Raw genomic sequence first — 18,262 nt, 5'->3', positions numbered from 1 at the left:
AAGCCTTACCTCATCACAAGGGCTGCTGGCCGGTTCCGGCGATCTCCACAGCCGGCACACCGAGTTCGTGTGCCAGGAAGGTCCACATCCACGACAGCGCGACGGTGTTCGTGAGCCCCGGGACGCCCTGGGCGATCTGCGTCGCGACACCGTCGCTGTAGGCCGCGAGCTTCAGGGCCACGGTGTCCGGCGAGATCGGTCCGGCGCCGCCCGGGAACGTGCCGGCGTCGGCACCGCGGCGGATCACCCGGACCAGACAGGCCTCCCAGACGCGGATCCGTTCGGCGTACTCGGCGGCCACTTCGGGCCGGCGGGCGACCGCGGTCCAGTAGTCGGACCAGATCCGCCAGTGCTGCCGGACCTGTTCGGTGTCGTCGAACAGGGGCGCCACGAGCATCCGCAGCGCCTCGACGGGGTCGGACTCGGCGTCGACGGCGATGACGATCGCACCGTAGAAGCGCTCCGTCTCGAGCACGACGACCTCGTTGAGGATCTCCGCCACGCTGCCGAAGTGGTACGTCACGGTGCCGACGGACACTCCGGCCTCGGCGGCGATGTCCCGCAGCCCCGTCGCGCCGACGCCGTTGCGGACGATGACGGCACGGGCGGCCGCGACGATCATCGCGCGCCGGACCGCGGGACGCTGCCGGACGCGCGGCGCCGCACCCGCTGCCGCGCCCGGTGCAGCACCCGCCGCCGCCCCCGGTGCAGCACCCGCCGCGCCGGTCACGCCGAGGTCCTCGGGACGTCGTCGGCGAAGGTCTGCTCGGTGACCAGCACCTCGGGGGCGTCGGGGCCGCCGTCACGGGCCCAGGCCCGCACGGTGTTCACGACGTGGAAGGCCTCGGCGTCGGCGGTGACCTCGGAGGACGTCTCGAGCCGTGCCGACCAGTCCGGCTTCTCCAGGCCGATCGCCCAGCGCGACGATGCCACGGCCGAGTTCGGGTCGTCCGACCGGATGCGGTACGTCTCGCGGGCGTCCTCGCTGAAGACGAGCCCGTCGGGGTAGACCCGTCCACCGCCGTACCCGGGGTCGACGTCGAGGGTCCACTCCCCCGTCTCGACGTCGTGCGTGACGGTGCGCTGGGGCAGCTGCTCGGTCGGTGCAACGCGCTCGATCGCGAGCGGCGTCGACCGCTCGGGCTCGTCGAAGCGCACGTCGTCGTCGGTGTCGCGCGTCCAGACGGGCAGGCACACCTCGGACGCCGTCGGGTCGATCGTGACGGTGGCCTCGGTGCCGTGCGGCCAGACCCAGGGCCAGTAGGACGACGACACCGCGATCCGCAGGCGGTGCCCGGCGGCGAACCGGTGACCGGTCGCGACGAGCTGCACCGGCAGCGACGCCGGCTCACCGGGGACCAGCGGGTCGTTCCGGTCCATGCCGTCCCGCTTCGCCGCGTTGAGCACCCCGCGCGTCACGAGGGTCGACGAGCCGTCCGGCGCGACGTCGCACAACCGCACCGTCAGGGTGGCGCGGGGCTGGTCGCTCGTGACCGACAGGGTGACGAGCGCGTTGCCGAGCAGGTCGAACGCCCGGCCGACGGGCAGGTCGAAGCAGACGGAGCGGCCGTCCTCGGCACGCTGGTCGGGTGGCAGGTCGGTCGCGTTGCCGAACGGGAAGAACCGTCCGGCGTCGGCGCCGGTGTGCTGCGGCGACCGGACGACGACCGGCCCGTCCTCGCCGCCGCGGAGCGTCGCGAGCGGCAGCGCACGCCGGTGCGTCGCCGCCGAGGGCCACGCCTCGGCGCCGACCCACCGGCCCCGTCGCGAGGCGTAGTACGTCGCCGGGGCTTCGCCCTCGTTGATCCAGGCGCGGAGTGCGGGGTCCTCCTCCACGCCGGTGTCGATCCCGCGGAGCCAGCGGTCCCACCAACGCAGCGTCTCCTGCAGGAACCCGATCGACGGTCCGGGTGCGAGACCGCGGTCCGGGTACTGGTGCGACCACGGCCCGACGATGCCCTTGACCGGGGACTGCACGTTCGACACCAGTCGGAGCACGGCGTCGCGGTACGGGTCCGCCCAGCCGCCGACGGCGAGGACCGCTGCACCGATGTTGCCGTAGTCCTCGGCGGCGCTGCCGTGCCGCCAGTAGTCGTCGCGTTCCTGGTGCGCGAGCCACACCGGCGTCATCGGGCGGTTCGACTCCAGCCGCTCGCGCCACCGGTCGACCCAGTCCGTGCCGACGACCTCGGGCCGGGGCGGCCGCGAGTTGAACGCGAACATCGTCGCGCCCCACGCCGCCATGTCGATGCCGAGCACCGCTCCGCCGACGTAGTGCACGTCGTTGTCGTACCGGTCGTCGGTCGAACACACCGTGACGATGGCCTTGAGGGCAGCGGGCGCACGCGCCGCCAGCTGCAGGGCGTTGAACCCGCCCCACGAGATGCCGAACATGCCGACGGCACCCGTCGACCACTCCTGCTCGGCGAGCCAGGCGATCACGGCCTCACCGTCGCGGAGCTCCTGCTCGCTGTACTCGTCGTCGAAGAACCCGTCCGACGAGCCGCTGCCCCGGATGTCGACCCGGACCGAGGCGTACCCGTGCTGGGCGTACCAGGGGTGCCGTTCGGAGTCGCGCGGCGCGGTCCAGTCGTCGAGTCGGTACGGCAGGTACTCGAGCAGCACCGGCACCGGACCGTCGGGCGACGCCGGCGACCAGATCCGGGTGTGCAGTCGGACGCCGTCGGGCATCGGGATCCACTCGTCGCGGACGGTCACGCCGTCCGGCAGCGAGTCCGGCGCGCCGATGGCGGTGAGGGTCGAAGCGTCGGCGTACACCGAGCGATCGCGGCTCATGCGTCCTCCCAGTTCCGGGTCAGGTGGCCGTCGCCGTGGTCCGTCCAGCCCTCGGTGTGCCGCCAGCGCGGTACCCCGTCGCCGACGTCGGGCAGCTCGGTGCTGCCCGGCTCGAGCGTCGCGGCCAGCAGCGTCGACGTGTACGGGTGGTTCGGGCCGGTGAAGACCCGCTCGGTCGGTCCGATCTCGACGATCCGGCCGCCGGTCATCACGGCGACCCGGTCGGCCACGCCCCGGACGACGGCCAGGTCGTGGCTGATGAACAGGCAACTGAGCCCGCGCGAGCGCTGCAGGTCGGCGAGGAGCGCGAGGATCCCGGCCTGCACCTGCACGTCGAGCGCGGTGGTGATCTCGTCGGCGATGACCAGGCGCGGCTCGGCGGCGAGGGCCCGGGCGATGCCGACGCGCTGCCGCTGCCCACCGGAGAGCTGCGCCGGCAGCCGCTCGGCGAACTCCGGGCCGAGGCCGACCTGGGTGAGCAGCTCGCCGACGCGCTGCCGCGAGGACGTGCCCGTGAACAGCTTGAGCGGTCGCCCGATCGCCGCGCCCACGGTGCGCCGCGGGTTGAGCGACGTGTCGGCGTTCTGGAACACGAGCTGCACCGCACGACGAAGGTCCGGGGACCGTCCGGCGATCGGCTCGCGCAGGTCGCCGCTCACGGTCCCGTCGTCGAACGAGAACGTGCCCGACTCGGCCGGCACCAGGCCGGCGAGGGCGGTCGCGAGCGTCGACTTGCCACTTCCGGACTCCCCCACGACCGCGAGCGTCTCACGCGGTGCGATCGTGAAGGAGACGCCGTCGACGGCGGCCGGCAGGCCGCGTCCGTAGCGGATCACCAGGTCCTCGGCGGTCACCACGGGACGGACGAGCGGTTCGGGAGGAACGGTTCGGCCGGCCGTGGAGGCGACCGTCGACGAGACGGTCGCCGTCTCGGGCACGCGATCCGTCCCTCCCCCCATCGGCACGGCCGTCTCGCCGCTGGCGCGTCGATCCGGAACCGGCGACGTGGGCCCAGGCCGTCGCCCGTCCGGCACCGCGGCCAGCAGGGCACGCGTGTACTCGTGCTGCGGGGCGGCGAAGAGCGCCGCCGTGGCGGCGTGCTCGACGATCTCGCCGTCGCGCATGACGGCGATCTCGTCCGCCATCGCCGACACGACCCCGAGGTCGTGGCTGACGAGCAGGACGGCCATGCCGAGCTGCCGGCCGAGGTCAGCGATCAGGTCGAGGACGGCGGCCTGGGTGACGACGTCGAGCGCCGTCGTGGGCTCGTCGAGCACGAGCACCCGCGGGCGTGCGGCGACGGCCATCGCGATCGCGATGCGCTGCTGCTGCCCACCGGAGAGCTGGTGCGGGTAGCGGCGGACGATCGCGTCGGGGTCTGGCAGCCGGACCAGCCGGACCAGCTCGGCGACGCGCTCGGGGCCGTCGGGTTCGCGGTGGGCGCGCAGGGCCTCGCGGATCTGCTCGCCGACGCGCATCGACGGGGTGAGCGCCTGGCCGGCGTTCTGCGCGACGACGGAGGCAACGCCGCCGCGGAGCTCGCGGCGGCCGGACGGTGACAGCGCGAAGACGTCGTCGCCGCCGACGCGGACCGAGCCGCCGACGATGGTCGAGCCCGCCCGGAGGTGCGCGAGCAGGGTCCGGGCGACGGTGGACTTGCCGCTGCCGGACTCCCCGACGAGGCCGAGGGTGCGCCCGGCGGGGATCGCGAAGGAGACGCCGCGCACCACGGGGACCAGGCGCTTGCCGGCCGCGTAGGAGATCGCGAGGTCGTCGACGCGGACGATGGGGTCCGTCGCGGTCGCCGGTGCGGCCGGTGCGGTGTCGGTGTGCGTCATGCGCTCACTCCCTTCGTTGCGCGGTCGACGCCGAGCGACTTGCTCAGGCCGTCGGCGGCGAGGTTGAGCCCGATCACCAGGGTCGCCAGGGCGACGATCGGTGCGAGCGTGCCGAGCGGCACCACGGTCAGCGCGGTGCGGTTCTCCTGCACCATCAGCCCCCAGTCCGGCGTCGGTGGGTTGGCGCCGAAGCCGAGGAAGGACAGCGACGCGACGAGCAGCACGATCCACGAGGCCCGCATGGCGTACTCGACGAGCACCACGTCGAGGACGTTCGGCAGGATCTCGCGGAACACGATCGACAGCGCACGTTCACCCCGGGCCCGGGCGGCCGTCACGTAGTCCTGCGTGATGACGGTGCGGGCGGCACCACGGACGACGCGGGTCACGGCGGGCGCGTAGACGACGGTGACGGCGAGGACGATCACCCAGAGCCCGGCGTCGAAGACGGTGACCACGACCAGCAGGGCGAGGATCGACGGCACGCTGAGCAGGGCGTCGACGACGCGCATGACGGCCTCGTCGAACCAGTTGTCGGCGTACGCCGTGATGCAGCCGAGCACCGTGCCGACCGCGACCGCGATCGTGGTGGCCAGGAACGTCACGAGCAGGGCGTACCGGCCGCCGTTGAGCGTCCGCGACAGCACGTCACGGCCGTACTGGTCGGTACCGAGCCAGTGCGTCCAGGTCGGACCGGCGAGGACGTCGCCGGCGTTCGTGGCCACCGGGTCGTACCCGGCGATGACCGGTGCGAGCAGGGCGAGCACGACGTGCAGGGCGATGAGGCCGAGGCCGATGCTCAGCGCCGTCGAGCCGCGCAGGGGCGCGAGGGCCCCGGCGAGGACGGCGCGTCCGGGGCGGCGGGTGGCGGTGGCGGTCATGCGGCGGCCTTCCTGGTGCTGCGCGTCGTGCGGGTGCGCGTGCGCGGTCGCCGCTGGCGGGTCCGCAGCTTCGGGTCGAGGACGAGCGCCACGAGGTCGGCGGCGAGGTTGCAGACGACGTAGATGACGGCGCTCAGGAGCGCGATCGCCTCGATCGTCGGCAGGTCGCGGTTGAAGACCGACTCGAGCATGAGCTTGCCCATGCCCGGGTAGTTGAAGACGTTCTCGACGACGACGACACCGCCGAGCAGCCAGGCGACGTTGAGCGCGACGACGTTGAGCGTCGGCAGCAGCGCGCTCGGCACCGCGTGCTTCCAGACCACGCGGCGCATCGTCAGGCCCTTGAGCTCCGCCGTGGTGACGAACTCGGACGCCATCACGTCGATGGTCGAGGAGCGGGCGGTGCGCACGATGTAGGCGGCCATCGCCAGGGTGAGCACGATGATCGGCAGCCAGATCGTCGGCAGGAGTTCGCCGACCGTGGCGTCGCTCCCCCGCAGCACGACGGCGGGGAAGATCGGCAGGCCGATCGCGAAGAGCAGCACGAGCACGGTCGCGACCATGAACTCGGGCACGCTCATCACGACGAGGCTGACGATCGAGATCACCTTGTCGGACGGGCGACCCCGACGGACCCCGGCGAGGACGCCGAGCGTCAGGGAGACCGTGACGCCGACGAGCATGGCGGGCACGGCGATGAGCATGCTGTTCCGGAAGGCGGTGAACAGCGTCGGCGCGACGGCCTCGCCGCTGACGAGCGAGGTGCCGAAGTCGCCGTGCACCGCGCCACCGAGCCACTGCAGGTAGCGGAGCCACACGTTCTGGTCGAGGCCGAGGGTCTCGCGCAGCTGCTTGACGGCGTCCGGGGTGGCGTTCTGGCCGAGGAGCTGCTGCGCGACGTCGCCGGGCAGTGCCTGCACGGCCAGGAACACGAAGAGCGAGGCGAGCACGACCGTGAGCACGGCGATGCCGATCCGGCGGAGGACGGGGACGAGGACGTCCGACGGGGTGTTCTTGGTCGTCATCGGCGCAGTCCGATCCGGAGGTAGTCGAACTCGAAGCCGTACTCCGAGTAGTTCACGACGTCGCGGGACAACCCCACGAGCCGGTCGCCGAACATCGGGGTCATGTCGGCCCCGTCCTCGACCACGAGCCGCTGGGCGTCCTGGTAGAGCGTCAGCCGCTTGGCGTCGTCCATCTCGGCGCGGGCGTCGTCGAGCAGCCCGTCGAAGGTCTCGTTCGACCACGCGCTCTCGTTGTAGGACGAGCCCGTGCGGAAGATCTGGTTGAGCAGCTGGTCGATCGGCCGGCCGGTGAACCAGTAGCTCACCATGAGCGGCTTCTGCATCCAGATCTGCGTGTAGTACGAGTCCGAGCTCGCGTTGCGGACCGTCAGGCGGATGCCCGCGTCGGCGACGGCGTCGCGGTAGGCGACCGCCATCGGCGTGAAGACCGACTCGTAGCTCGACGTGTAGATCGAGGTCCGGAACCCCTCGTGACCGGCCTGCTTGAGCAGTGCCTTCGCCTTGTCCGGGTCGTACTCGCGGTGGTCGTCGACGAACGCGGCGAGCTGCGGCGGGACGGGGTTGTCCCACCCGGGCGAGCCGGTGCCCTGCAGGGCGGTGTCGACGATCTGCTGCGGGTCGTAGGCGAGCTTCATCGCCTGGCGGACCCGCGGGTCGCTGAACTCGTCGCTCGTGGCGAGCATCGGGATCGTGTACCACTGGGCGTTCTTCGACCGGGCGACGGTGGCGCGGTCGGACGCGGACACCACCCGAGCGGTCGCGAAGTCCAGGTTCGTCTGCGAGATCAGGTCGATCTGGCCGGCGAGCAGCGCGTTCACCCGGGCGGTGGTGTCCTGGATCGAGTAGAAGTCGATGCCGTCCAGCGCGGGACGCCCGGCGAAGTGGTCGTCGAACGCCTCGACACTGCCGGCACCGGCGGGGGTGAACGCGGAGAGCCGGAACGGGCCCGTCCCGATCCCGGTGCGGCCGATGTCGGCGATCGCGGCCGCCGGCACGATGTAGCACTGGTACGCGGTGAGCAGCGACGGGAACTCGGCGTTCGGCTTGGTCAGCGAGAACCGCAGCGTGAACGGGTCGGTCGCACGCATCGAGTCGGCGTCCATCACCTCGCCGAGGACCCCGGCCTGCGGGCTGCCGGTCTTCTCGTCGAGGATGTGCCGGATGCTCGCGATGGCGTCGTCCGCGGTGAAGCGGCTGCCGTCGTGGAAGGTGACGCCGCGGCGGAGCGAGAACGTCCACTCGGTGCCGTCGGCGTTCGCGGACCACTCCTCGGCGAGGTCGGGCACGGTGGTGCCCTGTTCATCGAGCTTGACGAGCCGGTTGTAGAGCGCGCCGAGGTACTCGTACGCCGACAGGGAGCTGGCGGAGTCGAGGGTCTCGGCGGCCGAGGCGGCCGGGCGCGCGATGCGCAGGCGACCGCCGCGTCGGGCGACGCCGGTGGCCGCCGCCTCGGGGATGGTGGGCGTGCCGGCGTTCGCGCCGGAGCTGCACCCCGTCAGGGTGAGCAGGCCGAGGCCGGCCAGACCGGCGGCGCCGGTGAGGAGCGCTCGGCGGCTCGGGCCGCGGGCGTTCCGGGGTTCGGGGACGATGGGCTGCATTCGGGGTGGCCCCTCCTGTAATCGTTCCGGTGAACGATAGAGGGAACCCGGCGATCCCCCAACTCCTGCTCCTCGTCCTCCGGAGTGTTTACGAACTCGTTACACGGCCGCCGTCGGCACGGAGCATGATCGGACCATCCCGTCCGAGGAGGATCATGGCGACGTTCACCAGGGGGTTCGGTGGCCGTCGGGCCGACCGCGACGACACCCGCATCCCGCCCGGCCAGACCCTGGTGCGCGACTGGCCGGTCCTGTCGGCCGGTGCCACGCCCGAGCTCGATCCGGCGTCGTGGAGCTTCTCGATCCGCACCGAGAACGGTCTGCACACCTGGACGTGGGACGAGGTGCACGCGCTCGGCGTCGAGGACGTCACCGTCGACATCCACTGCGTCACCCACTGGACCAAGCTCGACGTGCCCTGGCGCGGCGTCCCCGTCGACCGCCTGTTCGAGGACGTCGAGACGTCGCTCGACTACTGCATGGTGCACAGCACCGGCGGGTACACGACGAACGTGCCGCTCGACGAGCTGCTGGACGGCAAGGCGTGGATCGCGTTCGAGGCCGACGGTGAACCGCTCGAGCCCGAACACGGCGGTCCGGCGCGCCTGCTGGTCCCGCACCTGTACTTCTGGAAGAGCGCGAAGTGGGTGAGCGGGATCGTCATGCAGGCGGACGACGAACCGGGCTTCTGGGAGAACGCGGGCTACAACCTGCACGGCGACCCGTGGAAGGAAGAGCGGTACTGGTGACGGTTCCCGACACCGACGTGTCCACCGACCTGGAGGCCCGGATCGCGCCCGCCGGTCGGCCCGCGCCCCGCAGGCGGCCGGCCTGGCACCCCGCGACGGTCGCCTCGGTGGAGCGCGAGACCCCGAACGCCCGTCGGGTCGTCCTGGACGTCCCGACCTGGCCGGGGAACGACCCGGGCCAGCACCTGGACCTGCGACTCACGGCCGAGGACGGCTACCAGGCATCCCGCTCGTACTCGATCGCCTCGGCGGGTGACCGGACCGACGTCGTCCTCGCCGTCGACCGAGTCGAGGGTGGCGAGGTGTCCCCGTTCCTGGTCGACGCGGTCGAGGTCGGCGACGCGCTCGAGGTGCACGGGCCGCTCGGCGGCTGGTTCGTGTGGCGTCCCGGCGCGTCCGACCGTCCGGTGCAGCTGATCGCCGGCGGCTCGGGGATCGTGCCGCTCGTCGCCATGGTCACCGCGCACGCCGAGGCCGGGGACCCCGCACCGTTCCGGTTGCTCGTCGCCGTCCGGACCCCGGACGACGTCTTCTTCCGCGCCGAACTCGACCGGGCCGTCGCTTCCGACGCTCCGCTCGAGGTGACCACCGTGTACAGCCGGATCGCTCCACCCGGGTCCGCCGTGCTCGCGGGACGGCTGACCCGCGATGCGCTCGCCGCCGCGGTCTTCCCACCCGACGCCAGGGCGCTCGTCTACGTGTGCGGCTCGACGCCCTTCGTCGAGCAGGTGCTCCGCTGGCTCGCCGACCTCGGGCACGACACCGCCGACGTCCGTGCCGAACGGTTCGGGGGCAGCTGATGATCGTCGTCGACGGCAACGCCCTCGCAGGGGTCCTGTCCGAGGTGCTCGGTCCGGAGCCGACCGTGACGGTGCTCTGCTGCGCGGGGTGCGGGTCCCGCGGAACGGTCGCACGCACCGCCGTGTACTGCTCGGCGATGGGCTCCGTCGCCCGGTGCCGGACGTGTGACACCGTGCTCGTCACGGTGGTCGAGGCCGGATCCGCGCGCTGGATCAGCCTCCCCGGCACCCGTGCCACGCTGATCCCACTACCCGAGGATCGCGGCTAGCGCAATCACCGAACGCATCTCGTGCGGAGTTCTTGCGGCTTTCCGCATGCCCCGAACTGGGGTCCAATCCGACCGCGACGATGCTCCGGATCACTCTTCGGGACATCGCTGGGCCACCCACCCGGCGTCTCCACTCGGGGCAGTGCGGCCTCTGCGTCCGGCGGGCGCGGGTACCCGAAGCCTGCGCCCCCGGATGTGCCCGCTCACGGCGCCCGGGAACGACAGAACCCCCGGTGCTGCTCTGTGAGCAACCCCGGGGGTCCTGTTCCGTCCGAGCGGATGACGAGATTCGAACTCGCGACCCTCACCTTGGCAAGGTGATGCGCTACCACTGCGCCACATCCGCGTTCGCACGCCGTGTGGGCCGTGCGGAGTCGACTGTACCCGATCGCGGGCCCACAGACGTGTTCTGCGGCAGATCCGGGCGTGTCCGGTGTCGCGAGGCGCGGCCCGTCGCGGCCCGTCGCGGTCGTCAGGCGCGGTCATCAGGCACGGTCATCAGGCACCGAGGAGTTCGATCGGAGCATGAGCTACGTGCACGACAACCCGGGCGGGACCGAGGCCCACGGCGTCGACCTGATCGACGGTGACACCCCCGCCATCCGCATCCTGGTGCACGGCGACCTGCCGACCACGATCGAGCACGAGGGGCGGACCTGGCTCGCCACCGGCGACGCGCACGACGACGGTGACGACCAGGCGCCCCCGATCGCGATCTACCGCCCGGTCTGAGCCGCGCTCGGCGACGGGCCGGGCGCTCGACTGCGGTCAGTGCCCGCGGACGTCGCCCGTCAGGATCGCGTGCTCGGCGCCGGCCGACAGCTCGTCGTGCAGGGCGTCCGCGAAGAACTCCCCCGCACCGAGGCTGACCAGGTGCGTGAGCGCACCGCCCACGTCGACCAGCCCGGGGTTCCACTCGTCGTGGAGGGACGCGCGGACGTGCCCGGACTCGTGCACGACGACGACCCCGATGTGGTCGTGGGCATCGCCGACCTCGAGCACGGCGTCGTACACGACCGGTTCGGTGTCCTCGCCGAGGGGCTCCAGGTGCACCTCGCCGATCCCGGGCCACTCGGTGCGGAACACGGGCAGGTCCGGCGCGTGCAGGTGCGGGGCGCGTTCGTCGGTGACGGACTCGATCTCCCCCGACGTCAGGTACTCGTCGACGACCTCGTGGATCCGGTCGTGCAGTCCGGGCTCGTACTGCCACCAGCGCTGGTGCACCGCCCGGAGCCAGTCCTGCGTCGCGGCGTCGGCCGAAGCCGAGGTCCCGACCAGCTGCGGTGCCGTGCCGGGCGATCCGACGACCTCGAGCTGCTCGTCGTGCGTCTCGACGGTGATGGACCCGGTGGCCTCGTCGGGGTGCACGCCGTGGACGTCCTCGGGGGCCGCGGCCCAGATGCTCGCCGGGAGCTTCGGCGGCAGGGCGAACGCCACCGCGATCGCCGGACGCGCCAACGCCTCGTCGAGCGCGTCGCCGAGGTGCACCTCGTCCGAGCGGGACCCCATGACGATGCCGCCGGTCGGGGGCACGGCGGCCAACCGCTCGAGGTCCTCGTGGTCCGCGTTCATCGACGCGAACACGTGGGTGTCCGCCCACTGGACGAACTCGCCGGCGGCACGGTCCTGGTCCTCGAACGGCACGTTCCAGACCGAGGGGTCCGCGAGCACCCACGACGCCGAACGACCGGCGGGGCCACGACGCACGGCGTCGACCACGGCGGGGACGAGCCCGGGCAGCCCGCGGTACGCCGGGCGCACGGTGAGGCGGTCCAGCGCGAGCAGGTCCGGCTTGCCGAGCATCTCGGCGGCGTGCGTCTGCAGCGACAGGAAGGTCTCGCCCGTGGCGTCCGGCACGACGATCGCCGCGGCGAAGTCACCGTCGACGTCGGACACCTGGTACCCGAGCACCAGTGCCTCGACCGACTCGGGCGATCGGCTCGTGTACGCGGCGACCTCGGCGACCGACACCGCTTCGGCCTCGTCGTCGGTGATGGGCACCCGGACGTCGATCACCCACCGGTCGACGTCCTGGCCGGGGTAGGCGTCGCCGTCCTCGTCCGAGATCGTGATGTGCACGAGCCGCAGGGAACCGTCCCACGCGTCGTGGACGTGCTGGGCGATGGCGGCTTCAGGGTCGTCGGTCACGGACGCCACCGTATCGGTGGCGGACCGGGCACGCGGTCACCGTGCTGCGCGACCATCGCGTCGACGCTCCGCATCGCGGTCGCCAGGATGGTGAGCACCGGGTTGACCCCGCCGTTCGTCACGTGCACCGAGCCGTCGGTCACGCGCAGGTTGTCGTGTCCCCACACCCGGCCGAACGGGTCGACGACCGACGTCGCGGGGTCCGTCCCCATCCGGAGCGTGCCGGCCTGGTGCTGGCCACCGCTCGTGCCCCGGACCGGACCGTGCAGCTCCGCCACGCGCGTGGCGCCGGCCGCGCGCAACCAGTCGCCGCTCCGGGCGCTGGTGTGGTCGCGAGCACGGACGTCCTCCGGGTGGACCCCACCGCTGAACGACGCCACCGGGATGCCGTACCGGTCCGTCACCGCGGGGTCGACCCGGACGCGTGCGTCGGCCGTGGTGACCTCCTGGATCGGCCCCATGATCCGCATGCTGCGCCGCGCCAGGTCCCGCATCGCGTGCTTGCCGTCGAGCCCGGAGCGCGGCGCGAGCCCCGTGCCGACGAGGTACTGGTACGTGTTCGACGGCGTCGCGATGAACTCGTTCGCCAGGATCCCGCCACCGATCTGCCCGGGCACGCCGTGCCGGTAGTCGGTGGTGGCGATCGACGGTCCCGGTCCGAGCCCGTCGTCCACCACGTCGTCGAAGACGCCCATCGCGCCGCCGTAGACGTGGCCCTGCAGGTGCCGGCCGACCTGGTCCGCACCGTTGCCGATGCCGTCGGGCTCCTGGTCGCTCCGGCTGTTCAGCAGGAGCCGTGCCGACTCCACCGCCCCGGCCGCCACGACGACCTCGGCGGCGTCGACCTCGGCCCGCCAGTCGCTGCCGTCCGCGGTGCCGACGATCGTGACGCCGACGACACGGCCGGCATGGTCCGTGCGCAGTCGGGCGACCCGCGACTCGAGCACGATCGACGCGTTCCCGGTGGCGAACGCGCGGGTCAGCATGGTGTTCTGGCTGCCGTTCTTGGCGTCGACCGGGCACGCGAAGCCGACGCACATGCCGCACTGCTCACACGCGCGGCGGCCCAGGTACGGCGTCGAGTTGATCAGGAGCGGGACGTGCACCGTCGAGATGCCCAGCGCGTCCGCGGCGCCGGCGAGCCGGTCCCGCGCCGCCCCGGACGGCAGCGGTGGCATCGGTCGCGCGCGCGAGCGTTCCCCGGACCACGGACCGTCGACGTCACCGCCGCTGACCCCGATCTCCCACTCGGCGCGCTCGTACCAGGGCTCGAGCTCGTCGTACCCGAACGGCCAGTCGGCCAGGGCGCTGCCGTCCGGCACGCCGTACGTCGACGCCATCGCGAAGTCCCGCGGCCCGAACCGCCAGGCCTGGGCACCGTAGACCCGCGTGCCGCCCCCGGCCGTGACGGCGTTGTTGTGCCACCCCGGCGACGAGGGACGGAGCACCAGGAGCTCGCGACCGTCCGCCACCGTCCGCGGGTTGCCGACGTCGGACGGCCCCGACCGCGGTGCGACGCCCCAGCTCGACCGCGGGTTCCGGATGTGGTCACGGCTGAGTTCCGCGGTGCCGGGCCACCCACCGGCCTCGACCACGAGCACGCGCCGACCGGACTCGGCGAGCCCGCACGCCGCGACACCCCCGCCGGCGCCCGACCCGACGACGACCGCGTCGTACCGGTCGGCCAGCTGCGACGGGTGCACGACCGTGGGCGCTGCGGTCGGTACCGGTACCGGCACGCTCCAGCCGTCCGGCGGACCGGGCTGCCACCCCACCATCTCCCATGACCGCTCCCCCGCGTTCCCGCCGTTCCCCGCGTCGGCGTAGTAGCCCGCGGCCACGAGCTCGGCGAACCAGGTCCAGTCGGGATCGTCGCCGTCGCGGAGCTCGTCGACGCCCTCGTGGTCGTCCGCGTACTCCACGACGCCACGGAGACGGTCCAGCCAGTCCGGCCGGTCGACCAGCACCCCGGCCAGGAAGTCGAGCGCGCCGGCCTCGGACGCCGACGGGTACTCGTCCGCCGGCACCACCTGGTCGACCAGGGAACGGAGCCGTTCGTCGTGCGTGCGGAGGAACTCCTGCGCCGCGGTGCCCGCGTGGTCCGTCATCGGTCCTGCCTCTCGAGCAGCGCCGGTGCCGCCCCACGAGCACCGTAACGGACTCGCCCGGCTCCGGGTGCTCAGCCGCCGATGCCCTCGAGGTCGAGCAGGTCGTCGTCGCTCAGCACGACGGAGGCACCCTCGATGTTCTCCTGCAGGTGCGCCCGCGACGACGTGCCCGGGATCAGCAGGATGTTCGGGGACCGGCGGAGCAGCCACGCCAGGGCGACGGACATCGGCGTCGACCCGAGCCGTGTCGCCACGGTCGAGAGCACCTCGGACTGCAGCGGGGCGAAGCCGCCGAGCGGGAAGAACGGCACGTAGGCGACCCCCTCGGCCGCGAGCCGGTCGATGAGCGGGTCGTCCTGCCGATTGGCCAGGTTGTACATGTTCTGCACCGAGACGATCGGTGCGATCCCCTGCGCTTCCGCCACCTGGTCCGTCGTCGCGTTGCTCACCCCGAGGTGCCGGATGACCCCCTGTCGCTGCAGGTCGACCAGCGTCTCGAACGCCGGGGCGATCGGCCCCGCGACCGGACCGTTCGCGTCGCCCAGCCGCAGGTTGACGAGGTCCAGCACGTCGACGCCGAGCGTCTCGAGGTTGTCGTCGACCTGTGCGCGCAGTTGGTCGGGTTCCCGAGCTGTCGGCCAACCGCCTCGGGCGTCGCGTCGCGCACCGACCTTCGTCGCGATGACGAGGTCGTCGGCGTACGGGTGCAGCGCCTCGTGGACCAGCTCGTTGACGATGCGGGGGCCGTACGTCTCGGCGGTGTCGATGTGCGTGATGCCGCCCGCGACGGCGTCCCGGAGCACGGAGACGGCCTCGTCGTGGTCCTTCGGTGGCCCGACGACCCGGGGACCGGTGAGCTGCATCGCGCCGTAGCCGAAGCGTGCGACCGGCCGGTCGCCGAGGGTCCAGGTGTCGCCCGGCAGTCGAGGGGTGGTGGTGCTCATCGGATCTCCTTCGAGGGCGTGCCGACGCCGAGGGCGCAGCGCACTCCTGACAGCCTGCTCGCGTGGGCAGCGGCTCGCACGACACCGACGCGCGTTCCGGCCCACTTGCAGCGGACGGTCCGCTTGCAGCAGACGGCCCGCTTGCAGCAGACGCCCCACTGGACGTACGCTCCTGCCAGAGGGCAAAACGCCTCGTCGCTCCGGCGGCCAGGCACCCACACGCGGTCTCGGACGAGTCGCCACTTCTTCATCGAAGGAGTGCACGTGTCCACCCGTTCCCCCGCCCGGCTCCGTGACGCCGGGATCGCCCTCGCCGGCCTGTCCGCCGTCTTCCTGTTCGAGATGCTCGACAACTCGGTGCTGAACGTCGCGCTGCCGACCATCGGCCGTGAACTCCACGCGTCGACGACCGGCCTGCAGTGGGTCACCGGCGCCTACTCGGTCGTCTTCGGCGCCCTCATGCTCCTGTTCGGTGCGGTCGCCGACCGGTTCGGCCGACGCCGGGTGATGCTCGTCGGTCTGGTGCTGCTCGCGCTCTCCGCGCTGGCGACCACGCTCGTCACCAGGACCGGCGAACTCATCGCTGTCCGCGCGCTCATGGGGCTCGCGGCGGCGATGACGACGCCCGGGTCGATGGCCCTGGCCTTCCGGCTCTTCGACACCGACGCCCTGCGGGTCCGGGCGCTGACGGTCATCTCCACCGCGGGCCTGGTCGGGCTCGCGGTCGGTCCGACGGCGGGTGGCTTCGCCCTCGCGGTGGCACCGTGGCAGGCCCTGCTCCTGGTGAACGTGCCGATCGCGGCGCTCGCGTTCGTCGGCATCCGAGCCGGCGTGCCGGCTGACCGACCGCAGGACCTGCACCCCGACCGGATCGACGTGACCGGCGCGTTGTTCGGGACCACGGCCCTGGTCGGTGCACTCGGGACGCCCACCCTCTTCGCAGAGGCGGGCAGCGCCTCCTGGCCGGGGTGGACCGGCGTCGTCGTGACGGTCGCGGCGGTGGCGGCCTTCGTGCGGCGGGAGCGCACCGCGGCACAGCCGCTGCTCGACCTGCGCCTGCTCGCCCGTCCGCTCGTCGCGAGCGGTCTGGCGTACAAGGCGGCCTCCGGACTGGCCGTCTCCGGCCTGTCGTACCTGGTGACGCTGCAGCTGCAGTTCGCCTGGGGGTGGTCGCCGGCGCTCGCCGCGATCGGGACGCTGCCGCAGGTGGTGGTGCTCCTGGCGTCCGGACGCTTCGTCGGCCCGTTCGTGCAGCGGGTGGGCCTCGGCCGCGCGGCCTGGCTGAGCGCCGGCGCCGTCGTCGCAGGACTCGTGCTCTTCACCGTCGGCGGCCGAGCCGGGTACGGCTGGGTCGCCGCGGCACTCGTCCTCGTCGCCGCGGGGATGCGGGTCGTCGGGGTCGTCGCGGGCAACAACGTGCTCCAGGGCCTGCCGTCGAACCGGACGTCGGTCGGGGCGGCGCTCGTCGACACCTCGAGCGAGCTCGCGACCGCGGTGGGCATCGCGGCGACCGGGACGGTGCTGGCGGTGCTCGTGCCGGGCAGCATCGCGTCGACGTCGTGGACGGCGGACCGCCTGGCCGCGTTCGAGGGCGGGATCACCGTCGCGGGCGTCGTCCTGACGGTCGTCGCCGCTGTGCTCGTCGCCGTCGGCATGGCCCGCGCGACGACCCGCGCGGGCACGCCGGTGGCCGAACCGGCTCACACGGCGCTGTAGCCGCCGTCCGCCACGAGCACGGATCCGGTGATGAACGACGCCGCGTCGCTCGCCAGGAACACGACGCTCGGCGCGATCTCCTCGGGCAGGGCGAACCGCTGCTGCGGTGCGTCCTCGATCCAGTACCGCCGGAACTCCGGGGAGTCCACCGGGGCCATCTCGGTCTTCACGTACCCGGGCGCGACGGCGTTCACGCGGATCCCGTACTGCGCCCACTCGACGGCGAGCGACTTCGTCAGGTGGTGCACAGCGGCCTTCGACGCGTTGTACGCCGGCTGCCACTGCGGCCGGTTCACGATGAGGCCAGACATGCTGCCGATGTTCACGATCGAGCCCGAACCGGCGTCACGCATGTGCGCGCCGACCGCCGTCGACGTCTTCCACAGTGCGCGGACGTTCAGGTCGAACACGTCGTCCCACTCGCTGTCGGGGACGTCGAACGCGTCCCGGTGGTGGCAGGTGCCGGCGTTGTTGACGAGCACGTCGATCCGACCGAGGGCCGTCATCGCCTCCACGGTCATGCGCGTCACCTGCGCGCCGTCGGTGATGTCCGCCGTGATGGTGACGAAGTCGTGGCCGGCATCCGCGGCCTCGGCGGCGACCCGGGCGTTGCGCTCCGCGGAGCGCCCGACGATCGCGACTCGGGCGCCGGCCTCGGCGAGGCCGAAGGCGAACGCCCGGCCGAGTCCCTGGTTGCCGCCGGTGACGAGGGCGGTCCGGCCGGTGAGGTCGAAGGGTGAGGTCATGGTGCGGGCGCCTTCCTGAGCGGGGTCGGCGCGGTGCACCGCGTCGACGAGGTACCGCCCTGCGTACACGACCCGGCCGGGAGGCGCGGCGTGCGTCCGTCGCGCACCGCGCCTCCCGCGCTGGTCACGTCCACCGACTCTGGTCGCTCAGTGCGTGTCGGTCACGCCGCCGCCGACGAACGTCGAGCCGACCGTGTCGTCGGTGAGGGTGCAGTTGTAGATCGCCCACGGGTCGGTGTGGCCGTCCGTGAACTGCTTGATCGGGTACACGAGCAGGTACTTGCCGTCGCTGGTGTACCCGGACGGCTCCGCGGTGAACTCCAGGACGACCCCGGCGTCGTCGGCGCCCTTGTTGCACTCGTCGTGGATGTGCTGGGCGAGCGCCGAGACCGTGGGTGTCGCGGACGCGGTCGGGGACGGGGACGGGGACGGTGCAGTCGCGGTCGGGGAGGGCGCAGTCGTCTCGGTCGGCGTCGGGCTCGTCGACGTGCTGGCTCCGACGCGGTCAGGCGTGGAGGTCGCCGGGCCAGCGGGCGACGCTGCGGCACAGCCGGTGAGGATGGCGACGAGCGCGGCGGCCGCCGCAGCGGCGATGAGGGGACGGACGTGGGTCTGCATGGTGCTGACTCCTTCGAGCGATCGGA

At 72.6% G+C, this 18,262-nt stretch carries 16 protein-coding genes and 1 tRNA gene; 5 read left to right on the top strand and 12 right to left on the bottom strand.

Going from position 1 to position 18,262, the window contains the following annotated elements; all coding sequences use genetic code 11:
* Window positions 1-13: 13 nt before the first annotated feature.
* From EDF53_RS06645 to EDF53_RS06620, 6 genes are read right to left on the bottom strand one after another with little or no spacing between them, the layout of a single operon-like run.
* The gene (locus EDF53_RS06645) at window positions 14-730 is read right to left on the bottom strand and encodes a TetR/AcrR family transcriptional regulator (protein WP_260215230.1); all 717 of its coding nucleotides are present in this window, start codon (window positions 728-730) and stop codon (window positions 14-16) included.
* Complete coding sequence (locus EDF53_RS06640) at window positions 727-2,796, bottom strand: CocE/NonD family hydrolase (RefSeq protein WP_123292792.1); 2,070 nt, start codon at window positions 2,794-2,796, stop codon at window positions 727-729. The genes EDF53_RS06645 and EDF53_RS06640 overlap by 4 nt, the downstream gene beginning before the upstream one ends.
* A complete protein-coding gene (locus EDF53_RS06635; RefSeq protein WP_123292791.1) occupies window positions 2,793-4,634 on the bottom strand; it encodes an ABC transporter ATP-binding protein in 1,842 nt (613 codons plus the stop codon). The genes EDF53_RS06640 and EDF53_RS06635 overlap by 4 nt, the downstream gene beginning before the upstream one ends.
* Entirely contained in the window at window positions 4,631-5,515 is an 885-nt protein-coding gene (locus tag EDF53_RS06630; RefSeq protein WP_123292790.1) for an ABC transporter permease, read from the bottom strand. The genes EDF53_RS06635 and EDF53_RS06630 overlap by 4 nt, the downstream gene beginning before the upstream one ends.
* Window positions 5,512-6,540: an ABC transporter permease gene (locus EDF53_RS06625; RefSeq protein WP_123292789.1), complete on the bottom strand. Its 1,029-nt coding sequence runs from the start codon at window positions 6,538-6,540 to the stop codon at window positions 5,512-5,514. The genes EDF53_RS06630 and EDF53_RS06625 overlap by 4 nt, the downstream gene beginning before the upstream one ends.
* Window positions 6,537-8,138, bottom strand: coding sequence for an ABC transporter substrate-binding protein (locus tag EDF53_RS06620; protein WP_123292788.1), 1,602 nt, complete (start codon window positions 8,136-8,138; stop codon window positions 6,537-6,539). The genes EDF53_RS06625 and EDF53_RS06620 overlap by 4 nt, the downstream gene beginning before the upstream one ends.
* Window positions 8,139-8,293: 155 nt before the next feature.
* On the opposite strand from EDF53_RS06620, the gene EDF53_RS06615 reads away from it, so the two are divergent.
* From EDF53_RS06615 to EDF53_RS06605, 3 genes are read left to right on the top strand one after another with little or no spacing between them, the layout of a single operon-like run.
* Entirely contained in the window at window positions 8,294-8,887 is a 594-nt protein-coding gene (locus EDF53_RS06615; RefSeq protein WP_123292787.1) for a molybdopterin-dependent oxidoreductase, read from the top strand.
* Entirely contained in the window at window positions 8,884-9,687 is an 804-nt protein-coding gene (locus tag EDF53_RS06610; protein WP_123292786.1) for a ferredoxin reductase, read from the top strand. The genes EDF53_RS06615 and EDF53_RS06610 overlap by 4 nt, the downstream gene beginning before the upstream one ends.
* Window positions 9,687-9,956 carry a DUF6510 family protein gene (locus EDF53_RS06605; RefSeq protein ID WP_123292785.1) on the top strand — a complete coding sequence of 90 codons (270 nt, stop codon included), beginning with the start codon at window positions 9,687-9,689 and terminating at the stop codon, window positions 9,954-9,956. The genes EDF53_RS06610 and EDF53_RS06605 overlap by 1 nt, the downstream gene beginning before the upstream one ends.
* A 274-nt stretch (window positions 9,957-10,230) precedes the next feature.
* Here the strand turns inward: EDF53_RS06605 and EDF53_RS06600 are convergent.
* Window positions 10,231-10,302 (bottom strand) — tRNA-Gly (locus tag EDF53_RS06600).
* Window positions 10,303-10,481: 179 nt separating this feature from the next.
* Here EDF53_RS06600 and EDF53_RS06595 point away from each other — a divergent pair.
* Entirely contained in the window at window positions 10,482-10,688 is a 207-nt protein-coding gene (locus EDF53_RS06595; RefSeq protein ID WP_111084081.1) for a hypothetical protein, read from the top strand.
* Between the two features lie 36 nt (window positions 10,689-10,724).
* On the opposite strand, the gene EDF53_RS06590 is transcribed toward EDF53_RS06595, so the two are convergent.
* From EDF53_RS06590 to EDF53_RS06580, 3 genes are all read right to left on the bottom strand, one after another.
* Window positions 10,725-12,104 carry a hypothetical protein gene (locus tag EDF53_RS06590; RefSeq protein WP_148058294.1) on the bottom strand — a complete coding sequence of 460 codons (1,380 nt, stop codon included), beginning with the start codon at window positions 12,102-12,104 and terminating at the stop codon, window positions 10,725-10,727.
* Window positions 12,101-14,212 (bottom strand): GMC oxidoreductase, encoded by a 2,112-nt coding sequence (locus EDF53_RS06585; protein WP_123292783.1) that lies wholly within the window; start codon window positions 14,210-14,212, stop codon window positions 12,101-12,103. Before EDF53_RS06585 ends, EDF53_RS06590 begins: the two co-directional genes overlap by 4 nt.
* A gap of 71 nt (window positions 14,213-14,283) precedes the next feature.
* Complete coding sequence (locus EDF53_RS06580) at window positions 14,284-15,156, bottom strand: oxidoreductase (RefSeq protein WP_123292782.1); 873 nt, start codon at window positions 15,154-15,156, stop codon at window positions 14,284-14,286.
* A gap of 264 nt (window positions 15,157-15,420) precedes the next feature.
* Between EDF53_RS06580 and EDF53_RS06575 the strand changes: the two genes are divergently transcribed.
* Window positions 15,421-16,872 carry an MFS transporter gene (locus tag EDF53_RS06575; RefSeq protein ID WP_260215229.1) on the top strand — a complete coding sequence of 484 codons (1,452 nt, stop codon included), beginning with the start codon at window positions 15,421-15,423 and terminating at the stop codon, window positions 16,870-16,872.
* On the opposite strand, the gene EDF53_RS06570 is transcribed toward EDF53_RS06575, so the two are convergent.
* On the bottom strand, window positions 16,857-17,618 hold the full coding sequence (locus EDF53_RS06570) for an SDR family NAD(P)-dependent oxidoreductase (protein WP_123292873.1): 762 nt from the start codon (window positions 17,616-17,618) through the stop codon (window positions 16,857-16,859). The two genes, EDF53_RS06575 and EDF53_RS06570, sit on opposite strands and share 16 nt — an antisense overlap.
* Window positions 17,619-17,765: 147 nt before the next feature.
* Window positions 17,766-18,236: a hypothetical protein gene (locus EDF53_RS19275; RefSeq protein ID WP_185020969.1), complete on the bottom strand. Its 471-nt coding sequence runs from the start codon at window positions 18,234-18,236 to the stop codon at window positions 17,766-17,768.
* Between the last annotated feature and the right edge of the window lie 26 nt (window positions 18,237-18,262).

The sequence above is a fragment of the Curtobacterium sp. PhB78 genome (assembly GCF_003751685.1).
In the GTDB taxonomy this organism is placed as follows: Bacteria; Actinomycetota; Actinomycetes; order Actinomycetales; family Microbacteriaceae; genus Curtobacterium.
This window is presented reverse-complemented; position numbering and strand designations above follow the sequence as displayed.